General features: G+C 62.9%; 13 protein-coding genes and 1 pseudogene. 8 read left to right on the plus strand and 6 right to left on the minus strand.

Features of this window, described 5'->3' with window-relative positions:
* A complete protein-coding gene (locus BMX04_RS03070; protein WP_083398064.1) occupies positions 1–1,590 on the plus strand; it encodes an FMN-binding glutamate synthase family protein in 1,590 nt (529 codons plus the stop codon).
* A gap of 272 nt (positions 1,591–1,862) precedes the next feature.
* Here BMX04_RS03070 and BMX04_RS03075 read toward each other — a convergent pair whose 3' ends face one another.
* Genes BMX04_RS03075 through BMX04_RS03085 form a run of 3 tightly spaced genes read right to left on the minus strand, consistent with a single transcriptional unit; the run spans position 1,863 to position 4,855 of the window.
* Positions 1,863–3,005 carry a trans-sulfuration enzyme family protein gene (locus BMX04_RS03075; RefSeq protein WP_074784943.1) on the minus strand — a complete coding sequence of 381 codons (1,143 nt, stop codon included), beginning with the start codon at positions 3,003–3,005 and terminating at the stop codon, positions 1,863–1,865.
* Positions 3,006–3,755 carry a maleate cis-trans isomerase family protein gene (locus BMX04_RS03080; RefSeq protein ID WP_074784944.1) on the minus strand — a complete coding sequence of 250 codons (750 nt, stop codon included), beginning with the start codon at positions 3,753–3,755 and terminating at the stop codon, positions 3,006–3,008.
* Entirely contained in the window at positions 3,755–4,855 is a 1,101-nt protein-coding gene (locus BMX04_RS03085; protein ID WP_074784945.1) for an anhydro-N-acetylmuramic acid kinase, read from the minus strand. Before BMX04_RS03085 ends, BMX04_RS03080 begins: the two co-directional genes overlap by 1 nt.
* 63 nt (positions 4,856–4,918) lie before the next feature.
* On the opposite strand from BMX04_RS03085, the gene tyrS reads away from it, so the two are divergent.
* The 4 genes and pseudogenes from tyrS (at position 4,919) to BMX04_RS03100 (ending at position 8,195) form a co-directional block, all read left to right on the plus strand.
* Complete coding sequence (tyrS, locus tag BMX04_RS03090; protein WP_074784946.1) at positions 4,919–6,172, plus strand: tyrosine--tRNA ligase; 1,254 nt, start codon at positions 4,919–4,921, stop codon at positions 6,170–6,172.
* A 161-nt stretch (positions 6,173–6,333) separates the two neighbouring features.
* A pseudogene (locus BMX04_RS03095) lies at positions 6,334–7,247 on the plus strand (IS1595 family transposase).
* Positions 7,244–7,396: a hypothetical protein gene (locus BMX04_RS19310; RefSeq protein ID WP_175477315.1), complete on the plus strand. Its 153-nt coding sequence runs from the start codon at positions 7,244–7,246 to the stop codon at positions 7,394–7,396. The pseudogene BMX04_RS03095 and the gene BMX04_RS19310 overlap by 4 nt, the downstream one beginning before the upstream one ends.
* Positions 7,389–8,195, plus strand: a complete 807-nt coding sequence (locus tag BMX04_RS03100) for a hypothetical protein (protein WP_074784947.1) — start codon at positions 7,389–7,391, stop codon at positions 8,193–8,195. The genes BMX04_RS19310 and BMX04_RS03100 overlap by 8 nt, the downstream gene beginning before the upstream one ends.
* A gap of 160 nt (positions 8,196–8,355) precedes the next feature.
* Here the strand turns inward: BMX04_RS03100 and aroB are convergent, their stop codons facing one another.
* Positions 8,356–9,474, minus strand: a complete 1,119-nt coding sequence (gene aroB, locus BMX04_RS03105) for a 3-dehydroquinate synthase (RefSeq protein ID WP_074784948.1) — start codon at positions 9,472–9,474, stop codon at positions 8,356–8,358.
* The gene (locus BMX04_RS03110) at positions 9,471–10,052 is read right to left on the minus strand and encodes a shikimate kinase (protein WP_074784949.1); all 582 of its coding nucleotides are present in this window, start codon (positions 10,050–10,052) and stop codon (positions 9,471–9,473) included. The genes aroB and BMX04_RS03110 overlap by 4 nt, the downstream gene beginning before the upstream one ends.
* Positions 10,053–10,142: 90 nt before the next feature.
* Here BMX04_RS03110 and BMX04_RS19315 point away from each other — a divergent pair, with 90 nt between their 5' ends.
* Genes BMX04_RS19315 through BMX04_RS03120 form a run of 3 tightly spaced genes read left to right on the plus strand, consistent with a single transcriptional unit; the run spans position 10,143 to position 12,776 of the window.
* Positions 10,143–10,292, plus strand: a complete 150-nt coding sequence (locus BMX04_RS19315; RefSeq protein WP_162838261.1) for a hypothetical protein — start codon at positions 10,143–10,145, stop codon at positions 10,290–10,292.
* Positions 10,279–11,808 (plus strand): hypothetical protein, encoded by a 1,530-nt coding sequence (locus BMX04_RS03115; RefSeq protein ID WP_244888464.1) that lies wholly within the window; start codon positions 10,279–10,281, stop codon positions 11,806–11,808. The genes BMX04_RS19315 and BMX04_RS03115 overlap by 14 nt, the downstream gene beginning before the upstream one ends.
* Positions 11,805–12,776 (plus strand): tyrosine recombinase, encoded by a 972-nt coding sequence (locus BMX04_RS03120; RefSeq protein WP_074784951.1) that lies wholly within the window; start codon positions 11,805–11,807, stop codon positions 12,774–12,776. The genes BMX04_RS03115 and BMX04_RS03120 overlap by 4 nt, the downstream gene beginning before the upstream one ends.
* On the opposite strand, the gene BMX04_RS03125 is transcribed toward BMX04_RS03120, so the two are convergent.
* Positions 12,713–13,531: a metallophosphoesterase family protein gene (locus BMX04_RS03125; RefSeq protein ID WP_074784952.1), complete on the minus strand. Its 819-nt coding sequence runs from the start codon at positions 13,529–13,531 to the stop codon at positions 12,713–12,715. The two genes, BMX04_RS03120 and BMX04_RS03125, sit on opposite strands and share 64 nt — an antisense overlap.
* Between the last annotated feature and the right edge of the window lie 22 nt (positions 13,532–13,553).

Below are 13,553 nucleotides of genomic sequence, written 5' to 3' on the forward strand. Positions count from 1 at the left end.
TTGCGTTATATTCCGCTGCTCATCAGTTTGCTGCTCGTGCCGTTGGGGATTGCACTCGCCCTCTGGCTGCCGTTCTGGGGCGGGGTCCTTGCGGCCCTTGCCGGCCTTGTGGCCGCCATCGGCCTGTACGATGTCTTCCAAACCAAGCGCGCGGTGCTCAAGAATTATCCGATTTCGGCCCGGCTGCGCTTTCTCTTCGAGCATTTCCGCCCCGAGATCCGCCAGTATTTCCTTGAGAGCGACCACGAGGAAACCCCCTATTCCCGCGAACAGCGCGCCCTCGTCTATCGCCGGTCCAAGGGCATCGAGGGTCTGCGCCCCTTCGGCACGCTGCGCAATGTCAACGCCGTGGGGCATGAATGGATCAACCATTCCATGGCCCCCACCCATCTCGACAGCCACGATTTCCGGCTGCGCATCGGTGGCCCGGATTGCACACAACCCTATGACAGCTCCCCGCTCAACATCTCGGGCATGTCCTATGGCGCGCTCTCGCCCAATGCGATCGAGTCGCTCAATTGGGGGGCAAAGACCGGCGGTTTCGCCCATACCACCGGAGAGGGCTCGATCTCGCGGTTTCACCGCAAGCATGGCGGCGATCTGATCTGGCAGATCGGCTCGGGCTATTTCGGATGCCGCACGCCCGAGGGCGCGTTCAACCCCGACATGTTTTCTGAGACCGCAGCCGACGATCAGGTCAAGATGATCGAGATAAAGCTTTCACAGGGGGCCAAGCCCGGCCATGGCGGCATCCTGCCCGGCGCCAAGGTGACCGAGGCCATCGCCGAGGCGCGCGGCGTGCGGGTGGGACAGGATTGCATCAGCCCTCCCGGCCATTCCGAGTTTTCCACCCCCGAGGGGCTCTGTGCGTTCATCGCCCGCCTGCGGTCACTCGCGGGCGGCAAGCCGGTGGGCCTCAAGCTCTGCGTCGGCCACCCGTGGGAGTTTTTCGCCATGGCCAAGGCCTTTCACGAGACTGGCATCACCCCCGATTTCATCACCGTCGACGGGGCTGAAGGCGGCACAGGTGCTGCCCCCGCCGAATTCGCCGACCACAAGGGCGCGCCGATCCGCGAAGGGCTGATGCTGGTGCATAACACGCTGGTGGGCATGGGGCTGCGCGACCGCATCCGCCTCATCGTCTCGGGCAAGCTGATCAGCGCTTTTGACCTTTGCCGCATGTTCGCGCTAGGCGCGGATGGCTGCAACATCGCGCGCGGCTTCATGTTCGCCGTCGGCTGCATTCAGGCGCAGGTCTGCCATTCCGGCAAATGCCCGACGGGGGTGACCACGCAGGACCCGGGCCGCTACCGGGCGCTCGTGGTCACCGAGAAGTACCAGCGCGTCGCCAATTTCCACCGCAACACCATGATTGCCTTGAAAGAGGCGGTGGAATCCTCCGGTCTGCAGACCCCGCAAGAGTTCACGCCACACCACCTGATGATCCGCGTCAACAGCCGCGAAGTGCGCTCGGCGGCCAGCCAGTATCTCTGGCTGGAACCGGGTGAATTGCTCTCGGGCACGGTCGATCACCCCGCCTTCGCCAAATACTGGGACCGCGCCCGCGCCGACACCTTCGCCTTCGCGTGAGTTGGGCGGAGGGTCGGTTCAGGCCTGGGTCGCAGGCAGGGTTGGGCCCGTTGCTGCCGTTGCTGTAAGCCGCGCATCGACGGGCCGCGGTGCGGCGATCCAACATCCGCTGTGTAGCGCTTTATATCAGCCAAGCCCGAAAAACATCCGAACGTAGAGCAGGTTGCAGCCAAATCGCCGTGCCGGGGGGCGGCCCGGCGATGCGCGGCGGTCTACGACCGCGTATCGCGCAGGTGCGTCAATCAAAAGTCCGCTCCAGGCGAAAACCGCCCCTACCCATCCAGCGCCTGCGCCAAATCGGCGATCAGGTCGCCCGCATCCTCGATCCCCACCGACAGCCGGATCAGTGTTTCAGGAATGCCGGTATGCGGCTCGATGGTGTGGCGATGCTCGACAAGGCTCTCGACGCCCCCCAAAGACGTCGCCCGGTGGAACAGCTGCAACCGCCCCACCACGTCCAAGGCCCGCGTCTTGTCGCCCGTGACCAGCGCCGATAGCAGATACCCATAGCCGCCGCGCATCTGCCGCGCCGCGATTGCGTGCCCGGTATGGCCGGTCAGCCCCGGATAATACACCGCCTCGATATCAGCGCGCCCCTCTAGGTACGTCGCAACCGCCATCGCGTTTTCACACATCCGCTCCATCCGCAGAGGTAATGTCCGCATCCCTCGCATCAGGAGCCACGCCTCAAACGGCCCGATGATAGCGCCCGCGTCATGCCGGTCGGTGGCGATCTCCTGCCACATCGCCTGCCCCGGCTCGCGGCACGACAAAACCCCCGCCAGCACATCGGAATGCCCGTTCAAGGCTTTCGTCGCCGAATGCATCACGATATCGGCCCCCAGATCGAGCGCGCGGGTCAGCACCGGCGTCGCCGCCGTACCATCGACCACCAGCACCGCGCCCGCCTTATGCGCCATGCCCGCCGCGGCCGCGATATCCACAGTCTTGAGCCACGGGTTCGACGGTGTCTCGATCCAGACCATGTCCGCCGAGGATCGGCACGCCTCGGCCAACGCGCCCGGGTCCGCCGCGTCGATCTCATCGAGTATGATCGCCCGGCGCACGCAATAGTCACGCACCCATTTCAGCGTGCCCCAGTAGATGCCGTTCTGCATCACCACCCGCGCGCCCGAGGGCAGCGCCCGAAAGACCGCAGCGATGGCCGCCATGCCGCTTGGAAACAGCAGGCTCGCCGCCGCGCCTTCCAATGCGCGCAGCACCTCTTCGCACTGCCGCACCGTGTCGTTCTGATCGCGGCCATAGACATTGTCGGGCCGCATCAGCCCATAATCGGCATCGCGCAAATAGGTCGTGGCCAGGCTGATGCCGGGCACCACGCCGCCTGACTGCGCCTCCGCCGCGCCTGCCGCCTGAGCGGCGATGGTCGCGGGCTTGTGGTCTTTCTCGTTCATTCAGTCTTCTTTCCATTCTTCAAGATCAAACAGCCGCCCCGGCCCCCAGCCGCGCGCGGCAATACCGGCGTGCCGCAACATGTCCCACAAAAGCGCCTGATTGGAGCTGATCACCGGCAAGCCAAGCTCTTGCTCGACCGCCTCGATGATCCCGAACGTGCGCAGATTGGTGCAGCTTGTAAAGACCGCCTGAACACCCGCCGCACGCCCCGCCTGCACCATCGCGGCCCGGGTAGAGCTCTCGGCGATCCGCGCCACCGTCCAATCCTCTTTCTGCTTGAAACTCGCCTCGCTCACTACGGTGATCCCTTGCGCGGCCAGCGCATGGCGCATCGGGCCATTTACCTCTTGTACATAGGGCGTGACCATCGCCACACGCACCACACCAAGCGCCTTGAGCGCGGCAATGACCGCGCTCAACGGGTTGGTGACGGGTGTGCCGGGCTGCGCCAGCTGCATGCGCCGCGCCACCTCGTCAGGGCCGATCACAGCACTGGCAGAGGTGCAGCCATAGCCAAGCGCCGACAGCCCCTGCGGCAAAAGCGCGGCAGTGCGTGTCATCTGCGGTGCCATTGCCTGCAGATCTTCGGGCGTGACATCGGCCTGCGCCGGAATGCGGGTGTGCAACAGATTGACGTCGCGCCCCGCAAGAATGCCGCGCGCCTCGTATTCCAGCGTCTCGTCGGTGCTCAGCACGATCAGGCCAAGCCGCCGCCCGGCCCCCGCGCCCTGATCGAGATCATAGTCCATCACATGCCCTCCGGTCGGCTTATCGTTCCGCCCGACACGGCGGCGCGCACGCCCGTCGTGCCAGCACAGGACGTGGGCAAACCGCGCGCCACCCGCACCGCCAAATGCGCGAAAGCCTGCGCTTCCAGCATGTCGCCGTCAAGCCCCACCGCCTCCACCGGCTCCACCGGGCAATCGAGCGATGCCGCCAGCATGCGCATCATCACCGGATTGTGCCGCCCGCCCCCGGCCACCAGCAAACGCGCGGGCGGTTCCGGACAATGTTCCATGCCGCGCAACACCGCCGCTGCGGCCATGCCGGTCAGCGTCGCGACGGCATCGGCATCGCCCAGTTCCGAGACCAGCCCGATCATCTCGGAAAACGTGTCGCGATCCAGCGATTTGGGCGGCATGCGCAGGAAATACGACTCGTCCAGAAAAAGCTCCAGCGCGCCCCGCGCCACCAGCCCCTGCCGCGCAAGCGCGCCATCCCGATCATAAGGCTCGCCGCACCGCGCCATCATCAGATCGTTGATCGGCGCATTGGCGGGTCCGGTATCAAAGGCCAGCAGCGCGCCCTCGTCCTCAGGCCGCGCGCGGCGCGGATCGACCCAGGTCAGATTGCCCACCCCGCCAAGGTTGAGAAACGCCAGAGGCGCCTCGGCCCCAATCCAGCGCGCGCAGGCGAAATGAAAGAACGGGGCCAGCGGCGCGCCTTCGCCCCCCAGCCGGATATCGGCGCTGCGGAAATCCCAGACCACCGGCAGGCCCAAACCTTGCGCCAGCCGCGCACCATCCCCCAGCTGATGCGTGCCGCGCCCCTGCGGCTCATGCGCCAGCGTTTGTCCGTGAAAGCCGACCAGCGCGGCCCCGTTCAAACTACCCAGCACCTCAAGATGCGCGCGCTCGACCAACGCCTCGGCCTCGGCCAGATCCTCTCCGGGCCATTTTCCAAGGGCGGCGGCCAGCACCGCCTGGTCGCCCGGCAGATAGGCGCGATAGGCGCTCGGGCCAAAGCCAAAGATCACCTCGCCATCGGTCTCGACCATGGCCGCATCCACCCCGTCAAGCGAGGTGCCCGACATCGCCCCCAAAGCCCAAAGCCGCCCAGCCTTCAACATGGCCTTTTCCTTCGCCCAATGACTGCATATACATGCCGCGCAACGACAAGCAGGACAAGCCTTATGACCTACCACCCCAAATCCGATTTCATGCGCGTGATGATCGAGCGCGGCTATCTCGCGGATTGCACCGATTACCAGGGGCTGGACGAGGCGCTGACCGCAGGCACGGTCACCGCCTATATCGGCTATGACGCCACGGCGAAATCACTCCATGTCGGCCACCTCCTGAACATCATGATGCTGCGTTGGCTGCAAAAGACCGGGCACCGGCCGATCACGCTGATGGGCGGCGGCACAACCAAGGTGGGCGACCCCTCGTTCCGCTCGGATGAACGGCCCCTGCTCGGCCCGGATCAGATCGCTGAAAATATCGCCGGCATGAAACGCGTCTTCGCGCGCTACCTCGCCTATGGCGACGGCCCGGGCGAGGCCCTCATGCTCGACAATGCCGAATGGCTCGACGGGCTGAACTATCTCGAATTCCTGCGCGATATCGGGCGGCATTTCTCGGTCAACCGGATGCTGTCGTTTGAATCGGTCAAATCCCGACTCGACCGCGAGCAATCGCTCAGCTTCCTCGAATTCAACTACATGATCCTGCAGGCCTATGATTTCCTCGAACTCAACCGCCGCTATGACTGCGTGCTACAGATGGGCGGCTCGGATCAGTGGGGCAATATCGTCAACGGCATCGACCTCACCCGCCGGGTGATCGACACGCCGGTTTACGGCCTGACCTCGCCGCTTCTGACCACCTCGGACGGGCGCAAGATGGGCAAATCGGCGAGCGGCGCGATGTGGCTCGATGGCGAGATGCTGAGCCCTTACGAATTCTGGCAGTTCTGGCGCAACACGACCGATGCCGATACCGGGCGCTTCCTCAAGCTTTACACCGAACTGCCGGTCGAGGAGTGCGATCGCTTGGGGGCGCTTGCGGGGTCGGAAATCAACGAGGCCAAGATCATCCTAGCCAATGAGGTGACGACGCTGCTGCACGGGGCCGAGGCGGCACAGGCCGCCGAGGCAACCGCGCGCGAAGTGTTCGAAAAGGGTGGCGTGGGCGACGATCTGCCCACGGTCGACCTGACGCCTGCGGAATTGGGCGACGGGATTTCCATCGTGCAATTGATCGTGCGCAGTGGCCTCGCCAAATCCGGCAAGGAGGCGAAACGCCTGATCACCGAGAATGGTGCACGCCTCGACGATGCACCGCTGACCGATGCCGGGCTGATGATCGACGCCGCCGCCCTCGCCTCGCCGATCAAGCTCTCGGCAGGCAAGAAGCGCCACGCGCTGATCAAGCTCGCCACCTGACCGACCCCGCGCCCAAGGGATTTGCAAATCCCTGGGGCAAGCCGCTTTCAAGCGGCTTGCAACGCGGTTTCGAAACCGCGTCGAAAGGCGTTTGAAAAGGCGATGTTATACTTGACGTACCCACTCCGAACCCCTATATTTAAGGGGTAAGGAGAAAAGCCATGTCGATCTTGTCCCGCGCCGAGTTTCACAACGAAGAAAAAGCATACGAGTATGTTGAGGCGCGCATTTGGCCGCATGGCGCAACTTGCCCCAAGTGCGGCGAGCGCGAGCGCGTATCCAAGATGGGCGGCAAGTCCACTCGGACCGGCACCTACAAGTGCTATAAGTGCCGCAAGCCCTTTACCGTGAAGGTCGGCACCATCTTTGAAAGCAGCCATGTGCCCATGCATATTTGGCTGCAAGCTATCTACCTGATGTGCGCTAGCAAGAAGGGCATAAGCAGCAATCAATTGCACCGTACCCTTGGCGTCACCCTCAAAACCGCTTGGTTCATGTCTCATCGCATTCGTGAGGCTATGCGCGACGATAACCATTTTGACTTTGGGTCTGGCGGTGGTGTGGTTGAGGCCGATGAAACTTTTATCGGCAAAGAGCCGGGACAATCTCCGCGCCGTGGTGTGGGTTGGAAGATGAAGGTCATGTCGCTTGTCGATCGCCGCACTGGCAGGCCAAAAGCATTGTCGTTGACGATCTGCGCAAAGATACCATCATGTCGATACTGCGCGAGAATGTGGCGCGTGAGGCTGCTGTTTATAGCGACGAGGCCAGCCACTATCATACCGTGGGTCGCGAGTTTTCCGCCCATGAAGTTGTGAACCATCGCGCCGATGAATACGTTCGCGGCGACGTTCACACCAACACCGTGGAGGGCTTCTATTCGATCTTCAAGCGCGGGATGCGGGGTGTCTACCAGCACTGCGGCAAGAAGCACCTCCACCGCTACACTGCGGAATTCGATTTCCGTTACTCCAACCGTCAGGCGCGCGGCGCTGACGACGCCTTGCGCGCAGACCTTGCGCTGACTGGTATCGTCGGCAAGCGCCTGACCTATGAAACGGCTCGTGTCCAGTGACGAAAAAGCCCAAAAAGGAAAGCCAAAAAGAGCAGTCGGCCCGCTTCGAAAAAGCGGTGCAAGACATGATCGACGCTGGCGAACTAAACCCCACAGAGGCTGAGGAGCGGTTCGAAAGGGCAATGCAGTATGTTTTGAAGGATGAGTGATGTTACATCACCTTTTACAGTAGCGCGCCGCCGCCTCAGATGGGCAAACGAAGCAATTGACGAGTTCGGTACCGACGCTCAAACCTTCCTTCAAGACAACCCCAATGCAGGATTTGTCACGGAGGATGATCCTACAACGGGCCATAAGATTTATAAGTTCGTGTTCACTGACGATATCCCTGACCATATTTTTCGAAAAGCTACTGAGGTTGTGGAACTCTCCAAAAGAGTTTTCGATCAATCCGTCTATGCCGCGTGCGTCGCTGCTGGTGCCAATGTCAGAAGCAAAGACAACACCAACTTCCCGTGGGCCGAAACGCGAGAAGTCGTCATAGAACACCGCTTGTCCGGGAGGGGTCGCGAGAGAATCCCGGAACCGATCAAATCCGCCATAATCGGGTTGAAACCATACGGCGTTGGAGAAGACTGCACTTCGGATGATCGTATTTCGAGCCAGATATCCAGTATATCCAATCGAGGGCACACTGTTGGCCTGTCCATGGCTATTACTGTCAATGGTGGCGCTTACATTGCGAACGCGACAGTCGGACCTGGGGAGGACTTTATGGCTGGTCCGCCTGAGTGGGATCCGGTGAAGAAAGAGGCTGAAATATTCCGGGTTTCCCCGAAGGTGTTTTCTGAAATGCAGGCAAATACATATGTCAAGCTTGACATATGCTTCGACGAAGCTGGCGCTCTCAAAGATTTGCCATTTGTCCACGGAATGCGCGTTTTTACGGCAAAAGCTGAGGCCGTCATTCAGGCTCTGGAAGAAAAAATCTCTGCTATGCGGGGTTAAAATATCAACCATTAGTCACCCATTGACTGCGGGCGAGTGTGGGTACGCAAAGTATAATATCGCCTTTGAAAACGCCTTCCCCGACCGGCACCCGACGCGCCTGACCCTGTGGTGCCACCCGCGATCAGCACTGCGCAGCAGGCCGCGCGAATTGTCGGGCTCAGGTCCGCATGGCCAGTGCGTCCTCCAGCACCGCGCGCACCGTCTCGGGTGGGACATCCGAGGTGATGAACGCCTCGCCGATGCCACGCGCAAGGATGAAACGCAGTTTGCCATCGACGACTTTCTTGTCCTGCCCCATGAGCGAGATAAGCCCATCTGCGTCAGGCAGTTCTCCTTCGATATCAGACAGATCAACCTTCATCTTCATGTCGCGAAGATGGGCACACACACGGCTTGGGTCTTCCTGCGCACACAGCCCGAGACGCGCCGAGAGTTCGAACGCGAGGGCGCAGCCAATCGCCACCCCCTCGCCATGCAGCAGACGCGCCCCGTCATAGTGAGTAGCCGCCTCCAGCGCATGACAAAACGTATGGCCAAGGTTGAGCAACGCCCGGTCGCCCTGTTCAGTCTCATCGCGCATCACGATCTCGGCCTTCATCTCGACCGATCGTTTGACCGCATGAATGCGCGCCGCCATATCACCCGAGGCCGCACGTGAAGCATTGCCTTCAAGCCATTGGAAAAATTCACGATCTACCAGCAGACCATATTTCACCACCTCGCCGTACCCCGCGAGGAAATCGCGCTCCGGCAGGCTGCCCAGGACCTCGGTATCGGCCAGCACGAGGCTCGGCTGATGAAACGCGCCGATCAGGTTCTTGCCCTGCGGCGCGTTTATCCCGGTCTTGCCGCCCACCGAGCTGTCGACCTGCGCGAGCAGGCTGGTCGGCACCTGCACAAACCGCACCCCGCGCCGCAGCACGGCGGCGGCAAACCCCACCAGGTCACCAATCACGCCACCACCCAAGGCGACAACTATATCATTTCGCTCGACTTTCTGCTCCAGCAGCCATTCGACTGCGCGCTCGAAATGCGGCCAGGATTTCGTCGCCTCGCCCGGTGGCAGGCATAGCGCAACCGAAGAAATACCGTGCTCGGTCAATCCCGTGCGGAATGTTTCGAGATGCAGTGCTGCGACGGTCTCGTCGGTGATGATCGCCACGCGCGGCCGCCGCAGCAGCGGGCTGATCAACGCGCCCGCCCGGCCCAGCAGACCCGGGCCGATGTGAATGTCATAGGCCCGCCCTTCCAGGCCCACATGCACGATCTCGCTCATTTCACTGCCTCCAGAACATCCCTGCGAGTCACCAGCGCCGCCTCGACCTCCGCCGCCATGTCGTCGATCGAATACCCCGGATCAGCGGCGACGTTCAAATCCGCCAGTTCATAGACCGGCGCACGCGTTTCATATATCTCCCGAAGCGTCTCATAAGGATGATCTATGCGCAGCAAGGGTCTGGTATTCTTACCTTTTACCCGTGACCACAACAGGCTCAGATCGGCATTCAGCCAGACCGAGACGCCCTTATCGGACATCATCTGCCGGTTTCTCTCGGACAAGAAGGCGCCCCCACCGGTCGACAGGATGCCACGCTGCGTGTCGAGCAGCCGCTCGATCACCTCGCTTTCGCGCGCACGAAAGAACGTCTCGCCATCCCTTTGGAATATTTCGGAAATCGTCATGTTGGCGGCTTTTTCGATCTCCGCATCCGAATCCAGAAACGGCACCGAAAGCCGGGCCGCCAAGGCCTTGCCCACGGCTGTCTTGCCGGCCCCCATCATACCCACCAGCACGACAGTTTTCTTCAGAATCCAATGCGTTCCGCCCGACACGCTCGGCGCTCCCCTGCCAATTCACACGGTTTTTCACTCAATGACGTGATCTTGCGCAAAAGGCCAGTTATAACTTGGTCAAAACTCACATCCGAGCAGACAGAGGTTTCCATGTTTCGATTGATCAAGTGGCTGTTTTACTTGGCCATTCTGGGTTTCATCGTCCTGGTGGCCTATGCCTATATCGGGCCGTTTTTCGGGGCCGACTTCTCGCCGCCCCAAACCGAGATTCGCGAGGATGTCATTCTTGAGACGCAGTAGCCTCACGCTGCTCGCCACGCTTTGGGCAACCCTCGGCGCGGCGCAAGAGCCGCTCTCGGCGATTGACTGGTTGAACGACGCCGAGACCGTGGCCCTCGGCAGGCCCTATACCACGCCGGACGAGCCGCCCGCCGCCGATCGCGTCGTGGTGCCCGGTGTCACCGTCACCGCGCTCGACGCACCGCGTGCAGATGCGGTCGGGCTCTTGCCGGGCTCGACCACGGGACTGCCCTCCACGCTCTGGCAAGACAGCGCGACCGACGCGATCCTGGAACGGCTGGGCGATCTTCCGGACGTGCCACTGCCTGCGGTTCAGGCCCTCTATTACACGCTCCTTCTGGCAGAGGCGCACGCCCCTGACGATGCTGGTAGCGGTGCGCGTTTCCTCGCCGCCCGCCTCGCCGCACTGCGCCGGTTCGGCGCTGTGGAACCCGCCCTCGCCCTGGTCGAGCGGGCCGGTGGCGCGACCCCGGCGCTCTTCGATCAGTGGCTCGACCTTGCGTTGCTCGATGGCAGCGAGGATCGCGCCTGCACGGCGCTGAGCAAGGCGCAGCACCTGAGCCGACGGCTCGCCGCGCGCATCTATTGCACCGCGCGCGCAGGCGATTGGGACACGGCGGCACTCACCTATCACGGGGCCACCGCCACGGACGGGCTGAACGACACCGATGCCACGCTCCTCGCCCTGTTTCTCGATCCCGGGATGATCGAGGATATCGAACCGCCCGCCCCGCCCGCACAGATCACCCCCCTGCAATTCCGACTGTTCGAGGCGATTGGCGCTCCGCTTTCGACGCGTAACCTGCCGCGCGCCTTCGCGATGGCAGATCTGCGCGGCACCGCGGGCTGGAAGGCGGAACTCGAGGCCGCCGAACGCCTCGCCCGAACCGGAGCCTTGCCCGGCGCGCAGCTTCTGGGCCTCTATACGGCGCGCAAACCGGCTGCCTCCGGCGGCGTCTGGGACCGGGTCGCGGCTGTTCAGCGTCTGGACAATGCGCTCAGCAATGGCGATTCCGCCGCCATCGCGCGAGCCATCCCCGCTGCGTGGCAGGCGGCGCGCGCGGTGCGGCTTGAGACCATCTTTGCCGAACTCTTCTCCGAACGTCTTCTAAATATCGACCTGCCCCCCGAGGTCCAGGCCCAAGCCTTTGACATAGCACTCCTCTCCAGCCTCTACGAGACAGCGGCACAGACCCTGACACCAACCAACGCCCGCCAGCGCTTTGCCGCCGGACTGGCCCGCGGTGCCCCTTCCGAGGCCGAGGCCACGCGCCCTGTCGAACAGGCGGTCGCGCGCGGTTTTGCCCGCGTGGCCCCCGCGCCCGCGCATCAGGTGCTGATCGAAGAGGGACGGCTGGGCGAAGCGATCCTGCTCGCCGCGCGAGAACTGGACAGCAACGCCGGCAGCGGTCGCGAGACGCTCAGCGCGGCAGTCGGGACCCTGCGTGCCGTCGGGCTGGAGGATACCGCGCGGCGTGCAGCCCTTCAGATGCTCTTACTGGAGCGCCTGAGTTGAGTAGCGCAACACATTGGATTTCCACGTTTCTTGAGGCACAAGCCGCAGAACTCGGAGCCGCCGCCAACACCCTGTCCGCCTATCAGCGCGACCTGCGCGACTTCGAGGAGTGGATGGGCGGGCGCACACATGATCTCTTCTCGGCCACGCAGGAGGATATCGAAGCCTACCTAATCCACTGCGATGCGCAGGGGCTTGCGCAATCGACCCGCGCGCGCAGACTCTCGGCGATCCGTCAACTCTACCGCTTTGCCTTTGAAGAACGGTTGCGCAGCGACAATCCGGCGATCCGCATTAAGGGGCCGGGGCGCGCCCAGCGCCTGCCCAAGACGCTGAGCGAGGACGAGGTCAGCCGCTTGCTCGATACCGCGCCACAGTTCGGTCGCAACCCGGCAGACCGCTGCCGCAATGCCTGTCTGATGGCGCTGCTCTATGCCACCGGCATGCGGGTGAGCGAATTGGTGACGCTGCCCCTGTCGGCCGCGCGCGGCGACCCCGACATGCTCCTGGTGCGCGGCAAGGGCGGCAAGGAACGCATGGTGCCGCTGTCACCGCCCGCGCGCCAGGCGCTCGCCGACTGGCTGGCCCTGCGCAACGCGCAAGAGGACGCAAAACGCGCCGAGGGCAAGACTGCCTCGGCCTATCTCTTTGCCTCAAGCGGCAAGGCCGGGCACCTGACGCGTCACAGGTTTTATCAATTGATCAAGGGCTTGTCAGTCGAGGCTCATGTTGATCCGGACAAGGTGACACCCCACACCCTGCGCCACGCCTTCGCCACGCATCTTTTGGCCAATGGTGCCGATCTGCGGGTCATCCAGACGCTTCTGGGACATGCTGATGTCGCGACGACCGAAATTTACACCCATGTGCTGGAGGCGCGGTTGCAGGCCCTGGTCGAGGACCATCATCCGCTGGCGACCGCCGCGCGGCGCAAGGCGGGTGGAAGCACCTCTTCCGACGGCCAATAGCCTGTGCCAAGCGCCGTGTCATAGCCTTGCGTCAGCCCCGCCGCCCGCATCGCCGCCTGCGCAGCTTCGTGCGCGTAGGGCAAACGGTGCAGTGTCGCACGCCCTCGCTCCAGAATGGCAAAGGCGGTCTCAGGTCTGCCGTCATTGGGCGGCATGCCGATCGCACCTGCATTGACCCAGTCCACCGCACCGATCCGCCGGGTGAATGCTAGGCCGCAATGCCCCGCCAAAACGCATGAAATATCTCCCACAACACTCTGTATATAATCAATTTCCTCGATGAAGTTGTCATCATGCAACACCGGCCAGAGAAAGCGACTGATGTCGCGAGCACCACCATGAATAACTGCATGCCGCCGCCCGTCATGGGCAAAGGTGATCACGTCCGGAAGCGCCGCCATCCAGTCGCGCACCTCATCGCTGACCGCAGCCTCAGCCTGCGCATACCATCCGGCTGACAGCCTGTCACACAGCGTGCCAGCCTCGAAGCCACAGCCGCAATCTCCGGTACGTGCGGCCAGTTGCCGCTCGCAATTGCCAGCAACCACGGCGCAGCCCAATTCACAAATGGCGGCCACCGTCTCGGCGGGCTGCGCGCAATAGGCTACGATATCTCCGGTGCAGATCATCCGCTCCGGCGCAATACCGCGCCGCTCTGCCTCGACGATCACCGCCTGCGTGGCCTGCAGATTCGAGTATGGCCCGCCGAAAATCAGCAGCGGGCCGTCCAATTCGCCCAAATCCCGCACCTGCATCACGCCTGCTCCCTTGATTGCG

The organism is Roseovarius tolerans, assembly GCF_900109855.1.
In the GTDB taxonomy this organism is placed as follows: Bacteria; Pseudomonadota; Alphaproteobacteria; order Rhodobacterales; family Rhodobacteraceae; genus Roseovarius; species Roseovarius tolerans.